Raw genomic sequence first — 26,700 nt, 5'->3', positions numbered from 1 at the left:
CTCTATTTTCAATTATCGCTCCAGAGCGGCACAACCACCCTAGACATTTTCAAGTTCATCGAGCAAGCGATTGTGCTTGTCGACATTCTGGATCCGGGCTTCCGCCTCGGAACCGGCTCGCGCGACCAGCATGCCCGTGATGGTTTCAATGAGCACGAGCGTGGCCGCGTAAGATGAGAAAAAGTGTGGACTTTCAGTGCGTTGAATGAAGTGAAAGTCGGCGAATTGCAATCCCGGAAACGCATGGCTGTCGGTTAGGACGATGACTTTCGCACCGTTTTCTGCTGCCAGCTCAGCCGCCCGGACAGAGCGGTGCGCATAGGGGTGTTTTGAAACGATCACGATGCAATCGTCTGATGTGAGGCTGGCGAGCGAGCCTCCGAGAGACGCGCCGTTGCGTCCCGCGACGATCCAACGGTCATCGAACCAGTTTGCCAGATAGGCAAAATAATCGGCAAATCCGGCCGAAGCGAGTGAGCCGACAACAACCTTCTTGCGGGCCTTGGATAGACATTCGACCACCCGTTCCAGAGTGTCCTGATCGATGTCGTCTGCCAGAGCCTTGATGTTGTCGGCACAGGCGGCCGCCTGGCGTGGCAGAAGAGGTAGGTCGGCTTCGTTTTGAAGCTGGCGGGCCTTATCCTGAAAACTGCTGCCCCTCTGGCTCAGCTCCAGCCGCGCTTGTTCGCGTAAAGTTTCGTAGTCGGAAAAGCCCAATGCCCGGGCGAGGCGCGTGTAGCTGGCCGGTGATACACCGCTGGCGGCAGCGATGGCGCGGAGGCTGCGGGTCGCAATTTCCAGTTGATTATCAGCGAGATAGTCCGCAGCCGTGCGCAGTGTGTCACTGAGATCAGCGTAATTCGCCGAGATGGCGGCTCGGATCTGTGGCGGCGGTGTGGATGTCATCGCCGTACTGTTTCATTTGTTTTTTACAATGTCAATTTCTGAAACAATTGTTTCGATACATCGAAAATTTGCCAAGGATATTGGTCTGGCCAGGTATTCCCGGAAACCGCCCCTTGACCGGCCGCAAAGAACCGGAGATGGAGGAAGATATCAGTTTGGAGGCGGGCATGATTCCCATAGATGTACTGGGTGTGTTTTTTGTAGCTGCCATAGCGCTTGGGCTGGCGCCTGGGCCAGACAATATTTTTGTGCTCACCCAATCTGCGCTTTATGGGCGTCTTGCAGGTCTCATTGTGACTTTGGGGCTTTGCACAGGTTTGATCGTGCACACGGTTGCCGTAGCGTTGGGCGTCGCTGCAATTTTTCAAACGTCGGCTTTGGCGTTTACTGCGCTCAAATTCGCTGGGGCGGCCTATTTGATCTATCTGGCTGTTCAGGCGTTCCGCGCCGGAAGCAGCAAGATCAATGGCAACGACAGCCCAGAGCTCTCTCTAACCGCACTTTACCGGCGCGGCATCATCATGAATGTCACCAACCCGAAGGTGGCAATCTTCTTTCTGGCTTTCCTGCCGCAGTTTGCAGATCCGGCCCGCGGATCCGTGCCGCTTCAGATCCTGATTTTTGGTGGCCTCTTCATCGTTGCAACGATTCTGGTATTCGCCGGGGTCGCACTCGGCGGCGGGCTGCTGGGCGCGTTTTTAAAACGTTCGCCAAAAGCACAAGTCTGGCTCAACCGGTTGGCGGGCGTGGTGTTTATAGGACTGGCCGCGCGGCTGGCGATTGCTGAAAGGTGAACCCTCGCCAACGACGGCAAGGGTCCTTTCTCCTATAGGGCTGTTAGTCAGCCGTCAGCGTATAGACCGAAAAGTGTCTTTTAGGATCCGTGTCGATATCTTGAACTTGCCAGCCGCCGTCTTCGGCAATCGCTGTGAAAGCGTCTTCTGAATACTTGTGGGAGCTTTCCGTGTGGATGGTCTCACCTTCTTCTAAGGTCAAGGTTTGCTCCGCCACGGTAACCGATTGATCCGACAAGCTTTCCAGGTACATTTCGATCCGGCTTTTTGACCTGTTCCAGACCGCTTTATGGCGGAAGGCACTGAGATCGAAGTTGGCGCCGATCTCCCGGTTGATCCGTTGCAGGAGGTTCTGGTTGAAGGCTGCCGTGACACCGGTCTTATCGTCGTAGGCTTCAATCAATATCTCTTGGTCCTTCGGCCGGTCGACGCCGACCAGCATGGACGCGCCAGGCATGGCCTTTTTGACATTTGCCAGAAGGTTTGACGCTTCCTCTTTTTCAAAGTTGCCAATGGTTGAGCCTGGAAAAAACACCAAAACCGGGAGCTCTGGCAGAAGCGGCAACTGGCCGAGGGGTTCGGTGAAATCGGCTGTCACCGGGATGACCGCAAGCGACGGATAGGCCCGCCGCACCCGGTCAGCAGCTTCTTTCAAGTGGTTGGCGGAGATGTCGACCGGCATATAGACCGAGAGATCATGGAAGGTGCCAAGCAGCAGATTGGTCTTGCGGCTGGAGCCGCTGCCGAGCTCCACCATGGCACCGCGCGCGCCTTGGATCCGGGCATATTTCTGTTTGTTTTTCTCTAAAATACTCAGTTCGGTACGGGTCGGGTAATAGACATCCAGCTCGGTGATCGCCTCAAAGAGATGCGAGCCGACATCGTCATAGAGCCATTTGCTGCTGATCGTTTTTCGGGCGGCGGTCAGACCCGCTAGGATCTCGGTCTTGAATGCCGGAGATGTGGTTTCAGGTTTTACGTGTTTGGTCATTGGTCGGCCGCCAGTCTGAGGCCCAGCATTTGCCAGCGCTGGTGCGGATAAAAGAAGGTTCGGTAAGAGGCGCGCATCTGCGCTTTGGGCGTGGCACAGGAGCCACCGCGCAAGACCATCTGGTTCACCATGAATTTGCCGTTGTATTCGCCAATGGCACCGTCCGGCGGCCGGAAACCGGGGTAGGGGGAAAAGGCACTTGAGGTCCATTGCCAGACGTCGCCCCAAAGGCTGTTCGTCCGCCCAACCGGCGCAAAAGTGTTATTTTCCAGAAAGTTGCCGGTAATGGTTGTCCGGTATGCGGCGTGTTCCCATTCCGCTTCGGTCGGGAGCCGGTGACCGGCCCAACGGGCATAGGCATCCGCCTCATAATAGCTGACATGGACGACGGGTGCTGACCGATCGACCGGGCGCGGGCCTTGAAGCGAAAAACTCCACCACTCACCGTCCTGTTGCCACCAATAGAGGGGGCAATCCCAGTCGTTTTTCTCCCGGACAGCCAAACCCTCCATCAGCCACAGGGCCTGGTTTTCATAACCGCCGTCTTCCATGAAGGCGAGCCAGTCGCCGTTGGTGACCAGCCTGTCGGCGAGCTTGTACGGATTGAGCCAGACCTTGTGGCGCGGGCCTTCGCAGTCATAGGCAAATCCTTGCCCATCGTGTCCAATTTCGATGAGGCCGCCGTCATGGCAGGTCCAACCGTGCTCCGCGACGGCGGCAACCGGCGCCGGTTTGGCCGGGGCATAGGCGGGCAGCAGCGGATTGAAGGAAAGGGCATGCAGGAAATCGGTGACCAGCAGCTCCTGATGCTGCATCTCGTGATGGCAGCCAAGGGTGATCAGGTCTTCAATTTCCAGCACGGATTTGGAAAAGGCCTGACGGGTTAGACCTTCTTGAAGCGCTTCTTCCACATGCGCCCGATAGCTTAAGACTTCCGGTACAGACGGGCGGGACAGAAGTCCGCGTTTGGAGCGGGTGTGCCGCGGGCCGGCCTGGACATAATAGGAGTTAAAGAGAACGGCGAAGCGGTCATCGGCCGGCTGATAGCCAGGCAAATAGGGTTTCAGAATAAATTCTTCAAAAAACCATGTCGTATGAGCCAGATGCCACTTCGGCGGGCTGGCATCTTCCATCGACTGAAGGCCCATGTCTTCCGGGGTGAGCGGATCGGTCAAGGCCAGAGTCCGGGCCCGCACCTGATCAAAAAAATCAGAGGCCGGAAGACCCGGATCATCGGTCACGAGCGGGGTGTCTAAGAGTGTCATTTTCTCCCTCCACAAGAGAGCCAGCCGGAGCGCTCCCGGTTGGCCGGTTGTGCCGCCAAGCGGGTTGAACGTAAGTGGAGAGATGGCATTTCCAAGTCGGTGGAATGCACCAGCACCGTGCAAAAATGCACTGGATCAGCTTCGGTAACGTCAAGTGTTACCAAATTCTGGCTTGTGGAGAAAAGTCACCATTTGTCGAATTTGAAGAGTAAAAACACCAAATAATTGACTTTATGAGGAAAATAGTGGTGCCTTGCCGTCTTTCGCCGAGACGATATCGCGAATTCTGTCAGGTAATTGTCGCCCTGACAGGAGGTGACAGGAGACAGACAACTTCGGTTCACAGACGCGTGAGGCGGGGATTGTCGTGGTGGCTGCCACCAAAATCCTGGTCAGTACCTTCCCATTGCTGCCCCCAAAACCAACTCTTGAAATATTAGGTCGTTTGTCCTAATTTCAAAAAAATAGGTCAAGCGTCCTAATGGGTGTTGGACCATGCAGCGGCCCGGATCTTGATGCCGGACCAGGGCTGGATCTGTCGGTTCGGACATGAAGGGAAACTGATAAATGGCTGGCAAACAGACGCGCCGGCAAATCATCGAGGCGGCCGATCAGCTGTTTTACGAGGGTGGCTTCGGTGACACGTCTTTCGCCGACATTGCGGCGGCCGTGAAAATCTCGCGCGGCAATTTCTATTATCACTTCAAGACCAAGGACGAGATCCTGGACGCGGTGATTGAAAAACGCCTGGCGGAACGCGAGGTCTTGCTGGCCAGGTGGGATGAAACGGCGGCCGATCCGAAAGACCGCATCGCTTGTTTCATCAAAATCGTCATCACCAATCAAACGAAAATCATGGCCTACGGCTGTCCGGTCGGTACGCTGACCGCGGAACTTGCAAAGCTAGATCATCCTGCAAAGCAGAAAGCCAACGGGATCCTGGCGCTGTTCCGGGACTGGCTGACCCGTCAGTTCGAAGCCTTGGGCAGTAAGGACAAGGCACAAGAACATGCGCTGCATGTCCTGAGCTGGAGCCAGGGCGTCGCGACGCTGGCGCAAGCCTTTCAGGTCGAAGCGTTTGTCAAACGGGAGGTCGAAAAGATTCTGGCTTGGCTGGATCTAAATGTTCAACCCGCTGCCCAACCACACTGAATTTAATGAGATAAACGAAAGGAGAGATAATGTTTGTCGTCACATTGAAGTTTTCAGACAACAAGGCCCGGGCAGGGGAATTGATGGAGGGGCACAAGGCTTGGATCCAGCAAGGCTTCGACAACGGCCTGTTCCTCATGGTTGGCAGCCTGCAGCCCAATCAGGGCGGCGGTATTTTGGCGCACAACGCAACGCGTGCCGGTCTGGAAGCCTTTGTTCAAAAAGATCCGTTTGTTGCCGAACAGGTTGTCACGGCCGAAATACTGGAAATCGCACCTGCGCGCCTCGATGACCGGCTGGAATTCTTGGCAGCTTAAGCCGGGCAGACTAGATCACAAAAACGCCGGCAAACTTGCCGGCGTTTTTTGTTTTTGAAAAAGTCCGAAAACTTACTGAACCCGCGGGAACAGGGCGTCGATTTCGCCGAGTTCGGTGCCGCCTGCCAGCTTGTCGAGTTCCGGTTTCCAGGGGCTTGCGGCGTCCGGTGCGTTCAGCATGCCGAGTGCTCTGGCAGCGGAACCTGGGATCACCTGCAAAAGCGCCTCAAACAGGATCCGCTGACAGTCCAATGTAACGTAAAGCACGGTCGCACAGCGTTCACGGGTGTCTTCATTCTTGAAGAGCGACCACGGCGCCTGCTGGTCGATGTATTCGTTCATGGCAACCGCGCCGTCAACGATCGACTGCGTGGCGGCTGGAATGTCTTGAAGATTGATCCAGCCGGAGAAGGCTTTTGCCGCCCCAACCACAGTTTTCCGAAGCGCCTCATCTTCCGGAGTTAGCGCACCGGGAACCGGCACCTTGCCATCAAAGTTCTTGTTGGAGAACTTGGCGACGCGGGACAGCAGATTGCCAATCTTGTTGCCAAGCTCGGAATTGTAAGTCTGCGTGATTAGGTCGACCGAAATCTGGCTGTCGCTGTCAGCGCGCATGTGGCGGGCCAGATACCAGCGCAGGGCATCGACACCGAGCTTTTCCATCACTTCGATCGGATCGACCACGTTGCCGATGGATTTCGACATCTTGACGCCGCCGGCACCCACCCAGTGGCTGTGTACGGTCAGCTTTCTCGGCAGCGGCAAGTCTGCGGCCATCAGCATCAACGGCCAATAGACCCCATGTGGTTTCAAGATGTCCTTGCCGATCATGTGTTCACACTCGGCCCACCAGTCCTGGTAGCCATCTTCCGGCCAGCCGATGTTGGTCAGGTAGTTGGCCAGCGCGTCGAACCAGACATAGGTCACGAAATCCGGATCGAACGGCAGGTCAACGCCGAGGGTCACGCGGGTTTTCGGTCGGGAGATACACAGATCTTCCAGCGGCTCGGCCAGCATTTGCTTCAGCTCGTTCTTGAACGGCTCGGGCTGCACGAAATCCGGATTGTCGTCGATGTGCTTTAGAAGCTTCTCGCGGAACGGCTCCATCTTCAGGAAGTAGTTGGTCTCGTCCGTCTGCTCGACCTTCATGGTCGGATGCAGCGGGCATTGGCCGTCTTCGGTGAGATCGCTCTCTTTTTTGAACTCCTCGCAGCCCTTGCAATAGGTACCGGTATACTGCTTTTTGACAATCAGGCCCTTGTCGAAGATGCGTTGTTCCATATCCGCGACAGCGGTTTTGTGGCCTTCGCGGCTGGTGCGGACAAAATAATCGAATTCCACGCCGAGCTGCTCAAAAACATCCCGGAATTCCTTGCAGCGCATGTCGAGATAGTCGGTCACCGGCATGCCGAGATCCTCGGCCGCTTCCTGGTTCTTCTGGCCGTGTTCATCGACGCCGGTGGACAGCATCATCTCATACCCCAGCGCCTGACGGTTCCGCTTTAAGATATCGGCCATGATCGAGGTGAAGGCGTGGCCGATATGCGGGGATCCGTTGACGTAATAGATCGGAGTGGTGATGTAGCTTTTCATCAACATGCTTTCGAAATTTCTGGGCAGGGGCCGGGGCGCCTGTGTTCTCAGGACCAGCCAGAAAATCTGCCGTGAAGAGGTGAAAGCTATATTTCACACTCAACGTCTCAAGAAAAGCCCTGAGAGGGCAAAAGCGAGCGCGCTGTTGTCAAACAACAAGGAATTGTTGGACGATCATTTACGGTAGCACATAACGCAGTCGTCATCCTCGACTTGACCGGGGATCCATGCCGTTCCCTTTCCGCTCAGACAGCAGTGGGCCTGGCCCGAAAACGGAATGGATTACCCGGTAAATCCGGGTAAGGACGAAGTTTGGGGACGGTTACAGAGAACTCACCCAATCAACCAAATCCCACCGAGGACAAAGAGCGCCAGGAAGACCGTCTGGGTAACCACCATCCAGATTGCCGGGCCGCCGACTTCCAGGAGTTTCGGGATCGAGGTTTTCATGCCGACGGCTGCGATCGCCGCCAATAGCGCCCAGCGAGAGACCTGGCTGGCGGCATCTTTGGCCATCTCCGGGATCAGGCCAAAAGAATTGAAGGTTGCCAGAACCAGAAAGGCAATAACAAACGCTGGCATCAGCGGCGGGCGGGTTGCATCAGGTGCCGACCCTTTCCGCAGGATAAGAGCTGCCACCAGAACGATCGGCGCCAACAGCGTGACGCGGATCAGCTTGACCAAGGTTGAGAGGTCACCGGTTTCTTCGGAAATCGAAAAACCTGCGCCAACCACTTGAGCAACATCATGAATTGTGCCGCCCAAAAAGACGCCGGTTTCATCGGTGGTCAATCCTAGGGAACCGGTCAAGATCGGGTAGAAGATCATGGCAAGCGTGGACAGCACCGTTACCGTGATCACGGTAAAGGCAAGGTCGCGTTCGGCATGCTCGCGTTTGGGCAGAATGGAACCGATCGCCATGGCCGCCGACGCGCCGCAGATCGCGACGGCCCCGCCGGAGAGAAACGAAAACAGCCGGTCCTTGCCAAAGAGGTTGCCGATCAAAAGTGAAAAGCCAATCGTTGCTAGGACACCTGCAATCACAAGGGCCAGGAACGGCAAACCAAGCGCTTCCACCATATCCACGCTGATCCGGACACCCAGAAGCGCGACGCCGATCCGCAGCAGGGTTCTGGCTGAAAAGGCTATCCCTTCTGCCGTCTTTTGTTCCTCGGACAGGAAGTTCAGAGGCATGCCCAAGAGGATGGCCATCAGCATGGCCGGCGCGCCGTAATGTTCGTTGAGGAACTGCGCGGAAATTGCCACCAGGCCAGCAATCGCTATGCCCGGGAACAACTGATTGGCCCGGTCTTTCAATGGTCCCACCATTTTTTCTTATCCTTATTGTGGTGTATCGGCCGGCAGGCCGCTGGGAACCTTGTCAGGAACGCCAAAGGGCGGAGTTGTCACAGAAGCTGTGCCGGTGAGGGCCCCGAGGAAGGCCACGAGATCAGAAATTTCGGGATCGGTGAGAGACATCGGGTCGACATCGCGGAACCGGGCCTGGCGGGCCATTTCCCGTTTATCATGCCAGACGACAAAATCAATCGGGGCGAGCCAGGGCACATCGGGAAGAGAGGCGACTTTCGGTTGCCACTTTGCCAGCATGCCATCGGGATCGAGGTGATGGCGGATGATGCCGTCCAGGGTCGGATAGGCGCCATTGTGACCATAAGGGGCGGTCAGCTCGACATTGCGCAACATCGGCGTGCGAAAGCGGTAGGCATCTTCCAGCGCATCGCTTTCTCCCATACGTCCGACATCCCGAACCATCGGATCAAAACGCCGCGTCCGTCCGGGGCCGAAGGGGGGCAGGCCGAGGGCATGAAATTTCTGGTCGCTCAGGAGCGGGCCGGAGTGGCAGGCGGCGCATCCGGCTTTGCCATAAAAGAGATCCAGACCTCGTTTTTGCGGTGAGGAGAGGGCGGCTTTGTTCCCCGAAAGATAGTGATCGAAGGGGCTGTCAAAACTCTGCCATTCGATTGCCTGGAAGGCCGCGAGTGCGTTGGCGATCTCGACGATCGTAACCTCTTCAGCGGACTCAATATGCGCGAAAGCGTCGATAAACATCTGGCCGTATTCAGGAATTATCCGAACCCGTTTGGCAAGGATCGGCCAGGCCGCATCAATCCGGTCATGGACCGCTCCGGCAATTTCGTTTTCTTTCGGATTGCCGGACATCTCGAATTGGGCCACCAGCGGGAATACCGCCTGCGCGGCAAGCAGGGAATTGAAGCCGGTCGGCAACCATTCTTCTGCAGGTGAATTAAAACCGTTTTCGTAAGTCTCAGCGATGGAAAGCCGGCCATCATGAAACAGGGTATGAAGATCTTTTGCGCCTAAATTCCAAAGCGCTGGCGCGTTTCTCGGAATCCGTTTCTTAATCCGGCTGGCGCCGTCTCCGGCCGTTCTTTTGGGCCCCAAACCAACCCCGCCTTCCCCAATGCCGAGGGACAGGCCGTCGCCTGTGCCAAACTTTGGATGATGGCAGGTCGCACACGCAATATTCCTGTTCCCGGACAGGATCTTGTCGTAAAATAACAGCTGACCGAGCGCCGCTTGTTTGCGGTCAAAAACCAGAAAATCATCTTGGGTCAGCGGTGCAGGTAAACTTGCAGAAAATGCTGGCGAAACCACTAGACACACCAGAGGGATGGACCAGACCTTATGAAGCAAACCGCCAAAGCCGCGATTGTCGCTCTTTCGCTTGCCGTGAGCCCGTTGTGTCTTCCGGCACAAGCTGAAATCGAAGCTGCGCGCGACCTGATGGAAGCTGGGAAATTTGAAGAGGCGATGAAGGAACTGTGGCCGGCCGCCCGGTCCGGCAATGCGGACGCCGAGGAGCTGATCGGCGTCATGTACGCCATGGGCCTTGGAGTGGAGCGCGACGACCAGCGGGCGTTTGAGTGGTACTTGAGAAGTTCCCTGAAGGGGCACCCCGGCGCGCAGTCCGGCATCGGCTGGTATTACGAGATCGGCCGCGGCATGCCGGCGCCCGATCTGGTCCGGGCCTACATGTGGTACACGCTTTCGGCCATCGGCGGTGATCCGGACGCTGCGATTTCCCTGGAGGAAGTCGTTAAGAAGATGACCAAGGAAGAGATTGAAAAAGCGCATGTTCTTGTCGCCGATTACAAGGTCTGGATGTACCCGTTCCGTTGATTTTTGATCAGGGGAGGACCTTTGAGACAAGGTCTTCGCCAAATCAAAAAAGTGATTGGTGAGCCCGGCAACCTGCCGGGCTCTTTTTCTCTTCTAGTTCAGGTCGGCATTTCTTGCTGCGTTGATGTCTGTTTCTGCGGCTTTGACGGCTTCTTCGAGGGCGCCGAAGATTTCGCCGCCGCGGCCGACGTTTTCCTTGAACCAGGCATAGACCGGGGTTGCCGCTTCCTTGAACGCCGCTTTTTCAGCCGGGGTCGGCACATAAAGATCGCCGCCGCCGGCGACAAAGTCTTCATAGGCCTTGATCGACTTGCGTTTCGGCGAAGCAAAGGTTGCCTGCTGCAGGGCATAAAAGCCGTCGACAACCACCCGGCGCATGTCTTCCGGCAAGGACAGGAACTTCTCGTTGCCCATCCACCACAGCGCACCCATGTAGGCATGGCCGTCGAGGGTGACATACTGCAGGCCTGCATCCGGGAACTTCATGCCCATGATGTCGGTGATGCCGTTCTTGGAGCCTTCCACAACGCCGGTCTGGAAGGAGGTGAACAGCTCCGGCCACGGGATCGGGGTTGGCGATGCGCCCAGGGCTTTCACCAGTTCCTGCGGCAGGTCGGCGACAACCGTGCGGATCTTGAGGCCTTCCATGTCAGCCGGGGCGGCCACGCGGCGCTTGGTGTTGGCAAAGTTGCGCCAGCCACCGGTGTTGCCGATGGTCATCAGGCGGATGGTGTTGTCTGAATCTTCCAGCGCCATGGTGCGCATGGTGCGGGTGAAGTCCCCGCTCAAAACATGCTCGGCAATGCGGTCATCGCTCATCATGTAGGGCAGGTCGAGCACCTGGACATACGGGAAGATGCCGGACGCCCCGCCGGAGGTGGAGATGTAGATGTCGATCGCGCCGCCCGCGACCCCTTGCAGGCACTCCGCACCGTTCGAGCACAGCTGCGTGCCGATGTAGAGCTCCACTTCGATGGCGCCGTTGGAGGCTGCTTCCACGAAGTTCTTGAACACCACAAGACCGTCGTAGTCTTCATCGTTTTCATTGGAGTTGGCGGTGGCGCGCAGCGTGTAGTCGGCGGCCGCCGCACTCAAGGCGGAGCCGGCGAGCATTGCCGCGACCGTTAGGGATTTCAGGGCAGATTTGAGCATGAGGTTCCTCCCTTTTGAGCTCAGATCAGTTGGCAAATCCGGTCAGACGCGGGATCGTCATGGACAGTGCCGGAATGTAGGTGATCAAAAAGATCACCGCGATCTCCACCGCCAGAAACGGCAGAATGGCCTTGGCAATTGTCTCCACCCGCTCTTTGGAGACAGAGGCCGCAACAAACAGAACCAGCCCCATCGGCGGCGTCGCCAGACCGATGGTCAGGTTGACGCTCATGATGATGGCAAAGTGGATGGAATCGACCCCCATGGAGGTGAAGATCGGCCCCAGGATCGGCCCCAAGATGATGATCGCCGGTCCGGCGTCCAAAAACATGCCGACCACAAACAAAAGCAGGTTGATCAGGAACAACAGGATCAGCGGATTGTCGGTCAGGCTGAGCACGAAGTCGGCCATGATCTCCGGTGCGTGGCTCAAGCTGACCACGGTCTTGAAGGCCATCGCCGCGCCAACCAGGAGCAGAACCACGGCCGAGGTGATGCCAGCCCGGTTCAAGACGCCCGGGATCTCATGGGGCTTCAAGGTTCGAAGCACAAACAGGCCGATCACCAGCGCATAGGCCACGGCGACGGCCGCCGCTTCCGTCGGGGTGAAGACGCCGGCCAGAATGCCGCCCAAAATGATCACCGGGGTCATCAGCGGAAAGAAGGCTTTTAGGGACGCCTGGCCGCGCTCGCTCCAGGTCGACTTTCTAGAGGCAACCGGAAAGTCGTATTTGTCGGCCATGACCTTGACCATCAGCATCAGGCCAACACCGACCATGACACCGGGCACAATGCCGGCCAGGAACAGCGCGGCAACACTCTCCCCCATGACATAGGCATAGATGATCATGATGCCGGACGGCGGAATGATCGGGCCAATGACGGAGGAGGCCGCGGTGATGGCGGCGGCAAAGCGGCGGGTGTAGCCCTGTTTTTCCATCGCCGGGATCAGCATGGAGCCGAGCGCAGACGTGTCGGCAACCGCCGAACCGGAGAGACCGGCAAACAGCATCGACGACAGGATGTTGACATGGGCAAGGCCGCCGCGCAGGTGCCCCATAAGCGCCTGAGAGAACTCCACCAGGCGCATCGTAATGCCGCCCTTGTTCATCAACTCCCCGGCCAGCATGAAGAACGGGATCGCCATTAAGGGGAAACTATCCATGCCGTTGTAGACATTGCGGTACAAAAGCGTGATGTCGCGCTCCTGACCGTTCAGCCACAAAAGCAGGCCAGGGGCGGCCAGAAGGCCGAAGAACACCGGCAGGCCGATCATCAGGAACACAAGAAAGACAGGCAGGAACCAGATCAGCATCAGTCTGCCCCCGCCATATCTGCATCGGGAATGCGGGGCAGCTGGTCTTCACCGCCGAACAAGCCGATCAGAGAACGTAAGATCAGTTCCACATTCACCAGGATCAAAAGCACCACGCCAACCAGCAGCGACAGCATCATCCAACTGCGCGGCACCCGCATCCACTCGCTCAAGCTCAAATTGCTGGGCACATAGAGCGAGGCGGTGGCAAATTTGCCGCCAAACCCAGTGACTTCCGCATAGCCGATCTGAACGGCCACCAGCAAAACGGCGAGCGAGACAAACAACAGCACCAGGGACAAGGCGCTCGCCAGCTGCCTGGGCAGCATGATCACCAAGGTGTCGATGGCAACAAACCCGCCGCGCCGCAGCGCCGTCGGCGCCATCAGGCCGGTCATCCACAACATGCAGAACCGCGCCGCCTCATCGGGCCAGGGCAGCGCATTGTTGAAGCCATAGCGGAACACAACCTGGATCAGGATCGCAACCACCATCAAAGCAACCGCAACAACCCCAACCCCACGACCAACCCGCAACAAATGCGAATTGACAATGGAAAGCAGACGTAAGACCGCAAGCAATGCCCCCATGGGTTCCTCCCTGGTATTCCCAATGATAACAGGGCGGGTGCCGCCCCGTCTTGCGCTCCTACTTTGGAACGATTTGTCCGAGTTTTCCGGAAAAAAACGTCAAGGCGTCGCCGGATCGCATTTCTGCCTGTGTGACCTGGCCCAAAACGATCAAATGATCGCCCCCCTCATAGGCCGCAAACAGTTTGCACTCGAACCGCGCCAGGCAATTCTCGATCAGGGGAACCCCCTCATCGCAAAGCCGGTAGGTGAGTTGATCGAAAGCATGTGCGTTTCTGGCAAAGCCGTTACAGATTTCCGCCTGCTCATGGCTCAGAACGTGGATGGCATAATGTTCAGCCGTCTCGAAATAGCGGAAGCGGCGCGAGCCTTTATCTGGCATCCACAGGACCAGCGGCGGGTCCATGGAGACGGATGAAAAGCTGTTGGCCGTAATGCCAACCGGGCCGTCTTCGGAGTTGGTGGTCACAACCGTGACCCCGGTGGCGAACCGTCCAAAAGCATCCCGCAGCAGCCGGGTGTTTTCCGAATGGGGCGCAAAGGTCACAGTGTGATCGGCAGTGTGCATGGTCATTAGGGAACCTCGTTTCCAAGGGCCGCCTCGTAGAGACGGTACCAGGTTTCGCGGTCAAGAGTGACCTTGAGCGCGTCCGAGATCTTCCCGATCCGGTCGAGATTGTTAGTGCCAAGGACCGGCAAGAGCTGTGCCGGATGCGCCAAAAGAAAAGCAACAGCCACTGCGGAGCGGTCGACACCGAAGGATCCGGCGATGTCGTCTAGGACGGACCCAAGGGTGCCGCCTTCCGAAATCAACGATCCGCCGCCGAGCGGAGACCAAGCCATCAGCTTTGTTCCAAGCCGCTGATGGAAGGCAAGATCACCGTTGGTGAACGGCGTGATCTCCTTCAAGGAGATTTCGATCTGGTTGGTGACAAGCTGGTTGGTCATGGCGGACTGCAGCAGCTCCCAGTCCCACGGACGGAAGTTGGAAACACCAACATTTTTGACTTTGCCGGATGTCACCAAACCGTCCAGAACCGCGCCGGTCTCCTGATGATCCATGAATGGATCCGGGCGGTGAATCAAAAGAAGGTCAATGGTGTCGATCCCCATTTCAGACAAGGAGATCTCGACCGACTTTTCGATATGAGCCCGGGACGTGTCGTAATGTTTAACCTTGGCATCGGTGTAGCGTCCGGCCGGTGCGATGATGCCGCATTTGGTGACGATTTCCATTTTGTCGCGCAAGGACGGATTGGCCTTCAGTGCGCCGCCCAGCACAGCTTCAGCCGTATATCCGCCGTAAATATCCGCCTGATCGAAGGTGGTGATGCCTTGATCGAGGCAAGACTGGATCTTGCGTTCCACATGGGCCGGGGAAGTGTCTGTGTCGTCGCCAAGCCGCCACATGCCATAGATGAGACGGGAAAAATCAAGCGTGTCAGATAGGTTGACGCGATCCATTAGCGGCGGACTCCCTTGCCGAGCGGGGTTGCTGGTGTTTCGGCCGGAACACGGCCATAAGCTTCTGGAAGCGAACAGGTCTTCAGATTGGGCAGAACCCGTTCACCAAAATGAATGGCTTCTTCTTCATGCGGATAGCCGGAGAAGATGAAGGCCCGGATGCCCATCTTCTGATAGGCTTCGATCTTGCTCATGACTTGATCGGTCGAACCGACAAGAGCGGCGCCACAGCCGGACCGGGCCCGGCCGACACCGGTCCAAAGGTTCGGTTCGATGTAGCCGAACTCATCGGCAATCTCGCGGTTCTTCGACTGATGGCTGACACCGAGCGACTTGGCATCCAGCGCCCGTTCCCGGATCGCAGTTCCCTGATCGTCATCCAGTTTGGAAACGATGTATTCGGCGTATTCCTGGGCTTCTTTCTCGGTGTCCCGCACGATCATATGGACGCGGAGGCCATAGTCGAGCGTACGGCCGTATGTGTCCGCCACGGCATGGACAGCTTTCATCCGGCCTTCCAGCTCCTCGATCTTTTCCGGCCACATCAGATAAACGTCGCAATGTTCCCCGCACAGGTCGAGGGCATCCGGGGAATAACCGCCGAAATACAGCAAAGGGCCACCGGTCTGATAAGGACGGACCGGATCGGTGGTCAGGCCTTTGAAATTGTAAATCTCACCTTCGTAATCGATTTCGCCGCGAGACCAGGCCTGTTTCAAAACTTCGACCACTTCACGCGAGCGCTGATAGCGGTACTTGCTGTCGGCCTCTTCGCCGGGAAAGTTGGACGAGATGATGTTGACCGTCAGGCGGCCCTTCAGCATGTGGTCGAGAGTTGCGATGGTGCGCGCCAGCATGATCGGCTGCATCTCACCGCAGCGTACGGCTGCCAGCAGGTTGATTTTATCCGTGATCGGCGCGCAGCCGGCCACAAAACTCAAGGTGTCTTGTCCAACTTGATAGGATGAAGGGCACAGGATGTTGCGGAATCCTTGGGCCTCAGCGGTTTTCACGATGGAAGAGCAGTGGTCCCACGAGGAGCGCAACTGGCCCTCCGGAACACCGAGGAATTGATAGTCATCCGAGCACAGCGCTGCAAACCAGGACACTTCTGCAGCATCGAGGTCAGGCGAGGTTACGGGAACCACAGTCATTCAGGATCTCCTAAGAGGATTTTTTTGTTTTCGAAGGCTTTCATTTTGCCTTCAGTTTTTCCTTGCTTATCATTCGCCTTGATGTAAATCAATGGTGTATCAATTCTTCACAGACAGATCGCCACACAGACATGACGACCGCCCCGCAGACCTCAAATTCTTTGCCGCTCTATGTGCAAATTAGTGAGCTTTTGATTAGGGATATTGCGGCTGGGCGCCTTCTGGATGGAGAGCGTTTGCCGCCGGAACGGGACATGGCGGAAGAGTTGGGAATTTCGATCGGCACCTTAAGGAAGGCGCTGGCCGATCTCACGGAAAAAGGCTTACTAGAGCGCATCCAGGGTTCGGGAAACTACATACGCCAAGGCGGCACGACTGAAAGTGTCTATGCTATGTTCCGCCTGGAGCTTTTGTCCGGGGGCGGGCTGCCGAGAGCCGATGTTCTGGACATCGAACGGGGTGCCAAGCCGGTGGAGCTGCCGGAGTTTGGCACCAGCACAGAAGGTACACGCATTCGACGGTTGCGATATCTCAACGATACCATCATCGCGGTCGAGGAAATCTGGTTGGATGGGGATAGCGGCGCCGTCCGGCGCGACCAGCTTTCAGATTCGCTTTACCGTTATTATCAAAAGCACCTTGGCTTTTGGATCGTCCGCGCCGAAGACAGGGTGACGATCAAAGCCGTTCCAGAGTGGGCGCCAGCGGAGTTCTCCCAGGCCCCCGGGACTCTCACAGGTTACATCGAACGGTTCAGCTGGGCGGATAGGCCCGAGCCGGTCGAATATTCGCGCACCTGGTTCGATACCGACAGGGCGCATTACGTTCAGCGATTGAAATAGGCGGACATGAAACGATCCGCTGCGAATAGGAGTACCAGATGCCTGCGAAGGTAAGATACGGCGTCATCGGCTGTGGCATGATGGGCCAAGAGCACTTGCGCAACATCGCGTTGCTGCCGGACACGGACGTTGTGGCCATTTTTGAACCTGACACCGGCATGGCGCAGGAAGCGTTGAAATTCGCTTCTTCAGCCAAGCTGGTCGATTCCGTCGATGCGCTTTTGGATGTGGAAGAGCTGGACTGCGTTCTGATCGTCAGTCCTAACCACTGCCATGTGCCGCAGATGGAAGAAATCCGCCGCAAACGCCCTCTGCCGCTGCTCGTTGAAAAACCGCTTTTCACCGATCCAAAGGACATTGCCGCACTGGACGCGTTTAAGGCGTCTTATCCGGCGCCGGTCTGGGTTGCGATGGAATACCGCTACATGCCGCCGATCGCCGCCCTGATCGAGCAGGCCGAACAGGCCACCGGCGGCATCAAGATGCTGACCATCCGCGAGCACCGCTTTCCGTTTCTCGACAAGGTCGGGGCGTGGAACCGGTTCAACCGGTATTCGGGCGGCACATTCGTCGAAAAATGCTGCCATTTCTTCGATCTAATGCGCTTGATCATGAAGTGCGAGCCGGTCCGGGTCATGGCATCGGCCGGTCAGGACGCCAATCATATGGACGAGAGCTACGACGGTCAGACACCGGATATTCTCGACAATGGGTATGTAATCGTCGATTTCGAAAACGGCGCCCGCGCCATGCTGGAACTTTGTATGTTCGCCGAAGGCTCCCGTTATCAGGAAGAGGTCTCGGCTGTAGGTCCAGAGGGCAAGATCGAGGCTTATGTGCCGGGTCCAGGCCGGTTCTGGCCAGAAGACCTTGGTGAGCCTCCGGTGCCGCAACTGGTTGTCTCGCCGCGCCATCCGAAAGGGCCGCGCCAGCTGGATATTCCGGTTGACCCGACAATCCTGGATGCCGGTGATCACAATGGCTCGACCTTCTATCAGCACGAAGGTTTTGTCGCTGTGGTGCGCGGCGAAAAGGCCAAAGTTGACGTCTCCCTGGAAGACGGCCGCCGGGCCGTTGAGATGGGCCTGGCCGCTCAGCAATCTGCCCGCACAGGCCAAGCGGTTGCATTAACAGGTAAGGCGGTGTCATCGGTCGCTTGCTGAGTGTGGCATCGAGGAAAAGAGAACATCCGGGACGCGGGAAGGGCGAGCCGGGACTAAGTGCTGATTGCGCTCACCGGGCTCTCATATATCGAAAGATACCCGATCGGAGGCTGCAGTTTTGCAGCGGTCGGGAGCACACGAAATAAAATCATCACTTTGTGAACGGCACGGTCTTCGGAGCGTGCCGTTTTGATTTGTAATGAAGAATTTCAATTCCGGTGGCTGACCTCGTCGAAAAAATCCCCTAACGTCATTCCATATTGAAAAAAACCCGCCGGAAGAAGCTGGGCCATCCGATTTTTCTTGGAGGTTTTCCCGTGCGCAAGCTGGTCTCTGTTTTGTTGTCGTCTGCTCTGGTACTGCAGACCGTCTTTGTGAATGGTGCTTGGGCAGCTCCGGCTGTGACAACCGCCAACGTGAATTTCCGGTCTGGACCGGGCACCGGGTTTGGCTCTTTGGGCACCGTTCCCAATGGAACGCCAGTTGAGCTTTTGGACTGCAATGATACCGGGTCCTGGTGTTCAGTCACTTACAACGGCCAGAACGGCTTTGTCAGTGGCAACTACCTGCAATTGACAGAAGCTGAAGACAAGACCGGTTGGCCACGCGCGTTTGAAACTGATGCCGGAGCGACCCTGATCTTGTATCAACCGCAATTCACGGAATGGACCGACTTCAAGACCTTGAATGCCCTGGTTGCGGCGGAATACGTTAAGGATAAGGATGCAGCGCCGGTCTTCGGCGTGATCGGTATCAGCGGCGAGACAACCAACGATCCTGCCAAAGGGGAGGTGGATGTCAGTCAGATCAAGGTGACACGGCTTGATTTCTCGGCGCTTGACCGCACAGCCATGTCGGATCTGTCGATTCAAGTCGGCAAGATTATGCCGACCGGCACGGTGACCGTGAAAGAGGATCGGATCACGGCCGGTCTCGCCGAATACCAGCGCATGGATGATGTGAAGGGCTTGAGTTCGGAAGCACCGCCAATCTTCATTTCTTATGAACCTGCCATCCTGGTGCAAACCGAAGGCGAGCCTATTCTAGCTCCAGTCAAAGGCGATCAAGGCCTCAGTTTTGTCGTCAACACCAACTGGGACATTTTGAAAGTTGACGAGAGTGGAGAATTTTATCTGCGCGATGAAAAGTCGTGGCTGAAGTCTCAGGAAATTGCAGGGACTTGGGAGGTTGTGACCGAGTTGCCGGACCTCATCGGCAAACTTCCGGAAGACGACAACTGGAAAGAAACCCGCGAAGCGATCCCGGCTGAGGCCTTTCCTGACAATAAGGCTCCAAAAGTCATCTACTCCGACAAACCAGCCGAGATGATTGTTTTTGATGGCGAACCGAAATTGGAACCGGTTACCGGCGGTGATCTCGAATGGGCGTCAAATACGGATCACGATGTCTTTTTCCTGAAAACCACATCGACCTGGTACATCCTGATGTCCGGACGCTGGTTCAAGTCAGCTTCGCTCGATGGGCCTTGGGAGTTCACCACCCCCGACATGCCATCGGATTTCTTAAACATTCCGGAAGACGCGCCTTACTACTCCGTCCGCTCTTCCATTCCCGGTACATCCGAAGCCTCCCAGGCGCGGCTTAAGGCAAGCATTCCAACAACCGCCCGGGTAGAATTGGGCTCGATCAAGGCCGATGTCGCTTATGCCGGCGATCCGGAGTTTTCACAGATCGAGGGCACATCAATGTCCTATGCGGTCAACACCAACGACCAGGTGATCCAGGTCGGTGCGAAATACTATGTGTTGCAGGATGGGGTCTGGTTTGTGGGCGACAGCCCGGAAGGTCCGTTTGAGGTGGCAAAGGCCGTTCCGGAAGAGATCTACACAATCCCGCCGTCGTCGCCGGTCTACAATGTCACCTATGTCCGGGTTTATGAAACCGAACCGAATGCGGTCTGGTACGGTTACACCATGGGGTATCTGACGGGGTTCCTGGCCTGGGGCGTTTTTGTCTACGGTACCGGCTGGTACTACCGGCCGTGGTACCGGCCCGGTTTCCGGCCGATCTATTTCCCAAGGCCCGTCACCTACGGAATTGGAGCGTTTTACAATCCGATCCGCGGCGTTTATGGCCGCTATGGATATGCCTATGGTCCGCGCCGCGGCATCGCCGGCGGCGGGATCTACAACCCGCGCACTGGCGGATATATCCGAGGTGGCGCCATCAGCGGGCCGCGGGGCAGCGCCGGGTTTATCTCCGCCTACAATCCACGTACCGGCAACCGGGTTGTGGTTGGCGGAGCCCGCGGCATCTATGGTTCCTGGACAGGCGGCGGCGTTGTCGGCGGCCCGCAATGGGCGCGGACCGGACAGGTGCGCACAAACGTTGCCAATCGCTGGCAGCAGCAAGGCGGTCCAGGCCGTGCGGCGACGCTCGGGAGGCGCGGGGACGTGTTTGCCGGCCGGGACGGCGGTGTCTATCGCCGCGACGGCCAAAACTGGCAGCGGTTTGAAGGTGGACGCTGGAACGGCGTGGACGCACCTTCGCGCGATGCCCTTCAGGACCGTATGCGGGATATCGGGGCAGGGGCCGCGATTGGTGGTGCCGGAGCGGCGATTGCCAACCGTCCGGCGCGGGACCGGATCCAAAACCGTCCGAATGCGGGACAAAGACCAAATGCTGGCCAACGGCCCGCGAACCGCCCGAATGCCGGTCAGCGCCCCAATGTCAATCGGCCTGCAAACCGGCCGAACGCGGGACAACGGCCCAATGTCAACCGCCCGGCCAACCGGCCTGCGACCCGGCCTGCGCAACGTCCCGCAAACCGGCCAGCAACACGGCCCGCACAACGGCCGCAAGCGCCCGCGCATCTCAACCGGGATCAAAGGGCCCGCAACACAGGCAATCGCCAGGTCAACCGTCAGCGCAATGTCCAGCGCTCCCGGCCGCAGCAGGCTCGACCGCAGCGGGGAGGCGGTGGCCGTGCCGCACGTGGTGGTGGCGGCCGCGGCGGTGGCCGCCGGCGGTAAGAGGGGTTAGGGTCAGGACCTATTTATTTGTTTGGAATGGCGCGGCAAACGGCGATGAACTGCAAGGAAAGGCGTGAAAAACGGGCTTCCGCCCGGTTGAGCGGTTTGACACCGCAGATCGAAGCTGTTTTTGCGTCTTTTCAAGATAGGGTGAATTTGCCCGGCAACGTCGTTGCAAAACTTTGGAAACCGCAGGGTTTCCGGCAGATTTGCGTCTCGTATCCGATCAAATTCCTTCCTACCATTTCAACCAAATAAATGGGTCCTGACCCTAGCTATAAGGACCGGCGGGCCAACCGCCGACCTTATAAGCATTAAGTGATTTTTATGGGTTGCTATAGTTGTATGGCGCGGTGTTCAGGTTGTGTTGAGTGCTGACTTGAATGTGCATCGATTGAAGGTCTTCATACAAAATTTGCTCCTTGGGCCGAAGTGAAAGCGTCTGATAGCGGCTCGGGCGTTTTAGCGCCGCTGTGGCCAGGTCATTGCACCGGCAAGACCAAAACGTCCCGGCTTCGAAAGGTCATGACATGTCAGAACGGTTTTTCAGTCTCGTTCTTCTAAAATCTGCGCAAGATTTGAGCGCCGCCGTAATCGCGGAGCGGATACAGGGTCTTGTCGCGCCAATTGGCGCTTCCGTTTCCGTTTTGCAGGAAGCGGAAGGCGATATTCCAGCGATTTTGGAGGTGGGCGGAGTTAAGATCAGCCTCATCGCCAAGGCAGGGCCTGTGCCAACTGGAACGCTGGAAGGCGCAGCGCAATCGTCCATTGCCTGGCCGGGTGCCAAAGAAGCGGTCGCGGTCCATACCGCGCATGCGATTTTGGGCTGCCTGGATCTGCCGAACGATCATGAGCAGGCGCTGCATTTTGCCATCATGACAACATTCGCAGCCGCTGCCGTTCTGGATGAGGCGAGTGGTATCGGCGTTTACTGGTCGACAGGCCAGATGATGATTGCCCCAGATGGCTGGCGGCAGGCGGCGCAAACCATTCTTGCCAAGAACCTGCCGGTCGAAGATTGGGTGTTGCTTTATTGGCAAAAGAGCGCCGATGGCAAGATCGGAGCCGTAACGGAAGGCGCGCGGGCGTTCTTCGGAATGGAGATTGAATTTTCACCGGCTCCGCTACAACCGGCCGATATTGCGGGCAAGCTGTTCGGCGTCGTGCGCTATCTGCTGGTCAATGGCGCGGTGCTGAAAGACGGTGACACGCTTGGCCAAAGTGAAACGGAAACGATCCGTGTCCGCTTCAAGGATCGTGGTGCACAGTATGAAGGCCGGGTGCTTGAGCTGTCAGCGGAAGGCAACCCGCCGCAACCGGCACCGCTTCCGGGCCTCGGCGGCACGCCTTATGCCGCGCCGCCTTCGCCGAAATCCAAACGTCCGATTTTCGGCAAGCGCGGGAGGAGCTGATGGCATATTTTTTGGAACTGGTAGATTACCAACGACATGCAGTTCCCTACTTTACTTGGGATGACGAAGAAGAATGCAGAAAGTTCGGCAGCAAAGCATTTGGATTCAGTTCGGGATTCTGGGTAGATCCTCAAGCGATTCCCAAGAGCGCGTATCAAGAGAGAGACAAACGAGTGCCGGATGTCTTTCCGATGCCTGGCTGCAATGCTGTCAATCAGCGGTTCAAGGATCTGGTTGAAGAGTTCGAGCCCGGGGTGCACCAGTTTATACCCATTGAGCTCCGCAATGAGGCCGGGGACCCGCTCACCGAAAACCACTATGTTTTTAACTGCATGGTTTCGGTCGATACGGTCCTCGTCAAAGAAAGCGGTTTGCAATGGGAAATTGATGAGCCGTCAGGGCAGAGCTTCTTAGACATCTTAACTTTCGAGCATGACATGGTCTTAAGCCGTCCAGCGATCGGCGGCCGTCATCTCTGGCAAGGTCTCTATTTGCAGCCAATCAGTTCAGGCGGCGTCTTCTGTTCGGATGCGTTTCAAAAAGAACTGAAGAAACGCAAGATCCGGTTTCTCGATCAAAAACACTGCGCCGAAGGGGAAGTTGTCTGGACGCCTGTCGACAACATCCAGCCGATCCTCGATTGGGAGGCCGAGCACGGTCTTCATGAAGGTCACCGGTCCTGGAAACGGGCACAAATTCTCAAAGAGCGCGGTCGATTGGAACTTTAGATCAGTACAGACATGGTCATCCTCTCAGACAGTTATCAACTCACTGTTTTGATGACGGCTATGGGGATGGCAAGCCTCTGCCACACGTACCGTCGTCATTGCCCGGCTTGAAGAGCCTGTCACCGACATGATCGGGGAGGTAATCCATGCCGTGACGGAGCCGCAAACAGGGCCGTGCTGTTTGGAGACGCAACGGAATGGATCCTCGGGTCAAGCCCGAGGATGACGTCGTGGGAGGAGAAGCCTTGCCCGCAATAATGGACCGTCACTTCGGCCAAGCGGAGCGCCGAGCCGGGGCCTACTCGCCGTGCCGCTTGCAACAGACAATGGGTCTTCCGGCAAAGGCTCTGGAAAAGAGTGGGCCCCGGATCTTCGCTTCGCTGCGTCCGGGGTGACACTTCGGAACGGGAGCAGGCTCTTCAAGCCGGGTAGTGACGGAAGAATTTGAGCAACTTTTGCCTCACAGCGTCAAATCGGCAAGTTCCGGGCGTCAGCGATGGCTTCCATGGTCATGTAGGAGGTGACCGTGTCGAGATCGACCTTGTCGATCAGGCGCTGGTAGATCTGATCGAAAGCATTCATATCTTCAGCCACGACCTTCAGCATGTAGTCGTAATCCCCGGCCAGCCGGTAAAAATCAATCACATTCGGGATTTTGGTGACTTCGCCACGGAAGGTCTCCAGCCACTCCTTTGAATGGTGGCGGGTGCGGATCATGACAAAGACGGTCAGGTTCAGACCGATCTTGGCTGGATCCAGCCGAATTGTGTGACCTTCTATCAATCCGCTTTCATAGAGCGTCTTCAATCGCCGCCAGCACGCATTTTGGGACAGGCCGACCTGATCCGCCAGGTCCCGCTGCGACATTCTGGCGTCACGTTGCAGTGCTCTGAGAAGCGCGCGGTCAATATGATCGAATTTTTTGTCCATATTGGATCATTTGACACAATATGGAGCCATAAACAATCAAAATATGTGAGGAAATCCAAGTGTTGTTGGTCGTATGATCCAAATATCAGGATTTGGAGCGGATTATGACCCACACAAACGTAACCCAATTGACCGGAACTGCGCTTGATCAGTTCAAAGCCATGCTTTCCGCCCCAGGGCTGTTGGAGCGCTTGCGCAGTGGCTTGATCGGAGACGGGGTCACAATTGAAGGGCCATTTGGCCCCAAAACACTGATCTATGCCGATTACGTTGCCTCCGGCCGGGCGCTGCGCCAGATCGAAGAGTTTGTCATGGAAGAGGTGTTGCCGGTCTACGCCAACAGCCATACCGAAGCCTCTTACTGCGGCATGACCATGACCCGGATGCGCGAGGCGGCCCGTTCCGAGATTTCCCGGGTTTGCAATGCGGACGACAAGTTCTCGACCGTCTTTTGCGGGTCTGGCGCGACCGCCGGTCTCAACCGGTTGGTCCATCTTCTGGGTGTTTCCGGTGCCGCAGAGCGCGGCGAGAACCCGCTTGTCATCCTGGGTCCCTATGAGCATCACTCCGACATTTTGCCATGGCGGGAAAGTGGCGCGGAGGTCATCGAGATCAATGAGGCCGCCGACGGGGGCCCGGATCTGGACGAGTTGGAGCAGGTTCTTTCAGAAAAATCCGCTGGGCGGCTGACTGTTGGCGCCTTTTCGCTGATGTCGAATGTCACAGGCATCGTCACGGATGATGTTGCAGTCACCCGCATCCTGAAGCGTCATGGTGCGCTCAATGTTTGGGATTGCGCCGGCTCAGGCCCGTATCTTCCGGTCGACATGATGGCCGGAACGGAGACGGAGAAGGACGCTGTTGTTGTTTCGCCGCACAAGTTTATCGGCGGGCCGGCAGCGTCAGGTGTCATGATCGTCCGCGATGCTGCGGTTTGCAGAAAAACGCCGGTGTTCCCGGGTGGTGGAACGGTCCGTTTTGTCTCGCCTTGGGGACATGATTATTCGGAAAAGGTTGCAACGCGGGAAGAAGCCGGCACGCCGAATGTGATTGGGGATATCCGGGCAGCGCTCAGCTTTCTTGTGAAAGAGGCCATTGGCCAGCATCAGATGGACATGCTGAATGCTGCCTGGCGGGAGCGCGCGCTGGCAACCTGGAAAGACAATCCGGCCATTGAAATCCTTGGGAACGCAAACGCGGCGAAAACGCTGCCGGTGTTTTCGTTCCGGGTCAAGGATCTGGAAAACGGCGGTTATATCCACCAGCAACTGGTGACCCGGATGCTGTCGGATGTTTACGGTGTTCAGGCGCGCGGCGGTTGCGCTTGTGCAGGTCCTTATGCGCACCGTTTGCTGGAGATCGGCAAAGAAGAATCTGAAAGCTTGCGTGCTGGCATTCTTTCTGGTGAGGAGCTGAAAAAGCCTGGCTGGACGCGTCTCAATTTCTCGGTTCTTTTGACCGAAGAAAAAGCGGATAAGATCATTGCGGCGGTCGATGAATTGGCCCGCAACCCGTATCCTGTCGCGAACGGCTACACCTGCGACGAGACCACCGCACGGTTCAAAGCGACCGAACAGGCAGCCTGACAGGAGAAACGAAAAACATGTGCCGATGGGCTGCCTGGAGCGGCGCTCCAAAATATCTGGAAGAAGTGATCTGCGATCCCGAGCATTCTCTGATCGATCAGAGCCGGAACGCCGTTTCTTGCAAGACCGCAGTCAACGCCGACGGCTTCGGGGTCGCCTGGTATGGGGAGAAAGAGACACCCTGCCTTTATAAGGACGTGCGTCCGGCCTGGTCGGATCCGAACTTGTTGCAGATCGCCCAGCACATCCGCTCTGGACATTTCCTGGCCCATGTGCGCGCGTCAACCGGCACCGCCACCACACGGGACAACTGCCATCCCTTCACCTATGACCGTTGGACCTTCATGCACAACGGTCAGGTGGGCGGCTACGACAAGGTGCGCCGGCGGCTCGACAATATGATCCCGGATGATCTCTACAGCGATCGCATGGGCGGCACGGACAGTGAAAGCCTGTTTTTGGTCGCACTCGCCTATGGGCTCAAACACCATCCGCGCGCGGCCATGGCCCGGGCCGTTCAGGAGGCCGAGGCGCTCTCCAAATACTCCGGCACCACCCCACACATGCGCTTTGCCTCTGCCTGGTCGAACGGCCAAACGCTCTATGCCGCCCGTTATGCCTCCGACCGCTTTCCGCCGACGCTTTATTACCGGCAGTTCGACGACGGCGTCATGGTGGTATCCGAACCCCTGGACGAAGCGCGTAACTGCTGGATGGAAGTTCCGCACGGCCACATGATTGCCGTCACAGATGGCAAGATTGAGCAATGCGCTTTCTTGAGCGATGAAGAGCTGCTTACGGCGTCGGCATAGTCTCTTCGATCCACTCCCAGGCCTGATCAAGTTCGTTACTGTCGAAGTGTTTTTCGCTGATGCCGGCCAGTTTGGCGAAGGTTGCATCAATGTCGACCAACGCTGCCAGGAGTTTGCTGTCTGTAACGATTGCGAGCCGGGCGATCTTGTTCATATGCGTCAAGATCCACTTTATGTCGGCCGTAGCAGCCTCAAATGAAACGCCGACGTGATCGCCAAGAACGACCAGAAAACTGGCTTTGCCGTATTTGGACACCAGTTCGTTGGCTTTGGCGATGAGTTCTTTTTCTTCTTCGATCGTGACTGTCCCGGAGACCTCTACTCCCAGTATGGCGCCGTCACTGCGCGGCAGGATCTTGTACATCTGCTCGTCCACCTG

General features: G+C 57.1%; 25 protein-coding genes. 11 read left to right on the top strand and 14 right to left on the bottom strand.

Annotation, left to right across the window (positions count from 1 at the left end; all coding sequences use genetic code 11):
• Nucleotides 1-39: 39 nt before the first annotated feature.
• On the bottom strand, nt 40-906 hold the full coding sequence (locus tag ACOOFE_RS16985; RefSeq protein WP_141187391.1) for a MurR/RpiR family transcriptional regulator: 867 nt from the start codon (nt 904-906) through the stop codon (nt 40-42).
• Nucleotides 907-1,073: 167 nt separating this feature from the next.
• Between ACOOFE_RS16985 and ACOOFE_RS16980 the strand changes: the two genes are divergently transcribed.
• Nucleotides 1,074-1,700, top strand: coding sequence for a LysE family translocator (locus ACOOFE_RS16980; RefSeq protein ID WP_420411142.1), 627 nt, complete (start codon nt 1,074-1,076; stop codon nt 1,698-1,700).
• A gap of 43 nt (nt 1,701-1,743) precedes the next feature.
• On the opposite strand, the gene egtD is transcribed toward ACOOFE_RS16980, so the two are convergent.
• Together egtD and egtB are read right to left on the bottom strand one after the other, a co-directional pair.
• Nucleotides 1,744-2,691: an L-histidine N(alpha)-methyltransferase gene (gene egtD, locus ACOOFE_RS16975; RefSeq protein WP_420411141.1), complete on the bottom strand. Its 948-nt coding sequence runs from the start codon at nt 2,689-2,691 to the stop codon at nt 1,744-1,746.
• Entirely contained in the window at nt 2,688-3,956 is a 1,269-nt protein-coding gene (gene egtB, locus ACOOFE_RS16970) for an ergothioneine biosynthesis protein EgtB (protein ID WP_420411140.1), read from the bottom strand. The genes egtD and egtB overlap by 4 nt, the downstream gene beginning before the upstream one ends.
• Nucleotides 3,957-4,523: 567 nt before the next feature.
• Between egtB and ACOOFE_RS16965 the strand changes: the two genes are divergently transcribed.
• Together ACOOFE_RS16965 and ACOOFE_RS16960 are read left to right on the top strand one after the other, a co-directional pair.
• Nucleotides 4,524-5,108, top strand: a complete 585-nt coding sequence (locus ACOOFE_RS16965; RefSeq protein ID WP_420411139.1) for a TetR/AcrR family transcriptional regulator — start codon at nt 4,524-4,526, stop codon at nt 5,106-5,108.
• Nucleotides 5,109-5,137: 29 nt separating this feature from the next.
• On the top strand, nt 5,138-5,425 hold the full coding sequence (locus ACOOFE_RS16960; protein WP_420411138.1) for a YciI family protein: 288 nt from the start codon (nt 5,138-5,140) through the stop codon (nt 5,423-5,425).
• 72 nt (nt 5,426-5,497) lie between these two features.
• On the opposite strand, the gene metG is transcribed toward ACOOFE_RS16960, so the two are convergent.
• The 3 genes from metG to ACOOFE_RS16945 form a co-directional block, all read right to left on the bottom strand.
• The gene (gene metG / locus ACOOFE_RS16955; RefSeq protein WP_420411137.1) at nt 5,498-7,018 is read right to left on the bottom strand and encodes a methionine--tRNA ligase; all 1,521 of its coding nucleotides are present in this window, start codon (nt 7,016-7,018) and stop codon (nt 5,498-5,500) included.
• Between the two features lie 333 nt (nt 7,019-7,351).
• Nucleotides 7,352-8,347: a YeiH family protein gene (locus tag ACOOFE_RS16950; RefSeq protein ID WP_420411136.1), complete on the bottom strand. Its 996-nt coding sequence runs from the start codon at nt 8,345-8,347 to the stop codon at nt 7,352-7,354.
• Between the two features lie 12 nt (nt 8,348-8,359).
• The gene (locus ACOOFE_RS16945; protein WP_420411135.1) at nt 8,360-9,655 is read right to left on the bottom strand and encodes a cytochrome-c peroxidase; all 1,296 of its coding nucleotides are present in this window, start codon (nt 9,653-9,655) and stop codon (nt 8,360-8,362) included.
• Between the two features lie 30 nt (nt 9,656-9,685).
• Between ACOOFE_RS16945 and ACOOFE_RS16940 the strand changes: the two genes are divergently transcribed.
• Nucleotides 9,686-10,180, top strand: coding sequence for a tetratricopeptide repeat protein (locus ACOOFE_RS16940; protein ID WP_209010767.1), 495 nt, complete (start codon nt 9,686-9,688; stop codon nt 10,178-10,180).
• Nucleotides 10,181-10,273: 93 nt separating this feature from the next.
• Here ACOOFE_RS16940 and dctP read toward each other — a convergent pair whose 3' ends face one another.
• From dctP to ACOOFE_RS16910, 6 genes are read right to left on the bottom strand one after another with little or no spacing between them, the layout of a single operon-like run.
• Nucleotides 10,274-11,332 carry a TRAP transporter substrate-binding protein DctP gene (gene dctP, locus ACOOFE_RS16935; RefSeq protein ID WP_420411134.1) on the bottom strand — a complete coding sequence of 353 codons (1,059 nt, stop codon included), beginning with the start codon at nt 11,330-11,332 and terminating at the stop codon, nt 10,274-10,276.
• Between the two features lie 25 nt (nt 11,333-11,357).
• A complete protein-coding gene (locus tag ACOOFE_RS16930; protein WP_420411133.1) occupies nt 11,358-12,647 on the bottom strand; it encodes a TRAP transporter large permease in 1,290 nt (429 codons plus the stop codon).
• A complete protein-coding gene (locus ACOOFE_RS16925) occupies nt 12,647-13,237 on the bottom strand; it encodes a TRAP transporter small permease (RefSeq protein WP_420411132.1) in 591 nt (196 codons plus the stop codon). Before ACOOFE_RS16925 ends, ACOOFE_RS16930 begins: the two co-directional genes overlap by 1 nt.
• A 58-nt stretch (nt 13,238-13,295) precedes the next feature.
• Nucleotides 13,296-13,811 carry a flavin reductase family protein gene (locus ACOOFE_RS16920; protein ID WP_420411131.1) on the bottom strand — a complete coding sequence of 172 codons (516 nt, stop codon included), beginning with the start codon at nt 13,809-13,811 and terminating at the stop codon, nt 13,296-13,298.
• Nucleotides 13,811-14,701, bottom strand: a complete 891-nt coding sequence (locus ACOOFE_RS16915) for an aldo/keto reductase (RefSeq protein WP_420411130.1) — start codon at nt 14,699-14,701, stop codon at nt 13,811-13,813. The genes ACOOFE_RS16920 and ACOOFE_RS16915 overlap by 1 nt, the downstream gene beginning before the upstream one ends.
• Nucleotides 14,701-15,855 carry an LLM class flavin-dependent oxidoreductase gene (locus ACOOFE_RS16910; RefSeq protein ID WP_420411129.1) on the bottom strand — a complete coding sequence of 385 codons (1,155 nt, stop codon included), beginning with the start codon at nt 15,853-15,855 and terminating at the stop codon, nt 14,701-14,703. The genes ACOOFE_RS16915 and ACOOFE_RS16910 overlap by 1 nt, the downstream gene beginning before the upstream one ends.
• A gap of 131 nt (nt 15,856-15,986) precedes the next feature.
• Between ACOOFE_RS16910 and ACOOFE_RS16905 the strand changes: the two genes are divergently transcribed.
• From ACOOFE_RS16905 to ACOOFE_RS16885, 5 genes are all read left to right on the top strand, one after another.
• Nucleotides 15,987-16,697, top strand: a complete 711-nt coding sequence (locus ACOOFE_RS16905; RefSeq protein ID WP_420411128.1) for a GntR family transcriptional regulator — start codon at nt 15,987-15,989, stop codon at nt 16,695-16,697.
• A gap of 38 nt (nt 16,698-16,735) precedes the next feature.
• Nucleotides 16,736-17,860, top strand: coding sequence for a Gfo/Idh/MocA family protein (locus tag ACOOFE_RS16900; protein WP_420411127.1), 1,125 nt, complete (start codon nt 16,736-16,738; stop codon nt 17,858-17,860).
• Nucleotides 17,861-18,177: 317 nt separating this feature from the next.
• Nucleotides 18,178-20,853, top strand: a complete 2,676-nt coding sequence (locus ACOOFE_RS16895) for an SH3 domain-containing protein (RefSeq protein WP_420411126.1) — start codon at nt 18,178-18,180, stop codon at nt 20,851-20,853.
• Nucleotides 20,854-21,383: 530 nt separating this feature from the next.
• On the top strand, nt 21,384-22,265 hold the full coding sequence (locus ACOOFE_RS16890; RefSeq protein WP_420411125.1) for a DUF4261 domain-containing protein: 882 nt from the start codon (nt 21,384-21,386) through the stop codon (nt 22,263-22,265).
• A 173-nt stretch (nt 22,266-22,438) separates the two neighbouring features.
• The gene (locus ACOOFE_RS16885) at nt 22,439-22,993 is read left to right on the top strand and encodes an imm11 family protein (protein ID WP_420411124.1); all 555 of its coding nucleotides are present in this window, start codon (nt 22,439-22,441) and stop codon (nt 22,991-22,993) included.
• Nucleotides 22,994-23,461: 468 nt separating this feature from the next.
• On the opposite strand, the gene ACOOFE_RS16880 is transcribed toward ACOOFE_RS16885, so the two are convergent.
• On the bottom strand, nt 23,462-23,923 hold the full coding sequence (locus ACOOFE_RS16880) for an Lrp/AsnC family transcriptional regulator (RefSeq protein WP_420411123.1): 462 nt from the start codon (nt 23,921-23,923) through the stop codon (nt 23,462-23,464).
• 104 nt (nt 23,924-24,027) lie between these two features.
• Here ACOOFE_RS16880 and ACOOFE_RS16875 point away from each other — a divergent pair, with 104 nt between their 5' ends.
• Both ACOOFE_RS16875 and ACOOFE_RS16870 read left to right on the top strand, forming a co-directional pair.
• Nucleotides 24,028-25,509 carry an aminotransferase class V-fold PLP-dependent enzyme gene (locus tag ACOOFE_RS16875; RefSeq protein ID WP_420411122.1) on the top strand — a complete coding sequence of 494 codons (1,482 nt, stop codon included), beginning with the start codon at nt 24,028-24,030 and terminating at the stop codon, nt 25,507-25,509.
• 17 nt (nt 25,510-25,526) lie between these two features.
• Nucleotides 25,527-26,321, top strand: a complete 795-nt coding sequence (locus tag ACOOFE_RS16870; protein ID WP_420411121.1) for a class II glutamine amidotransferase — start codon at nt 25,527-25,529, stop codon at nt 26,319-26,321.
• On the opposite strand, the gene ACOOFE_RS16865 is transcribed toward ACOOFE_RS16870, so the two are convergent.
• Nucleotides 26,305-26,697 carry an STAS/SEC14 domain-containing protein gene (locus ACOOFE_RS16865; protein ID WP_420411120.1) on the bottom strand — a complete coding sequence of 131 codons (393 nt, stop codon included), beginning with the start codon at nt 26,695-26,697 and terminating at the stop codon, nt 26,305-26,307. The genes ACOOFE_RS16870 and ACOOFE_RS16865 overlap by 17 nt on opposite strands.
• Nucleotides 26,698-26,700: the final 3 nt, after the last annotated feature.

The organism is Roseibium sp., from assembly GCF_965216085.1.
GTDB lineage: Bacteria > Pseudomonadota > Alphaproteobacteria > Rhizobiales > Stappiaceae > Roseibium.
Note: the sequence above shows the minus strand (reverse complement) of the source record. Positions and strands in the feature narration are given on the sequence as shown.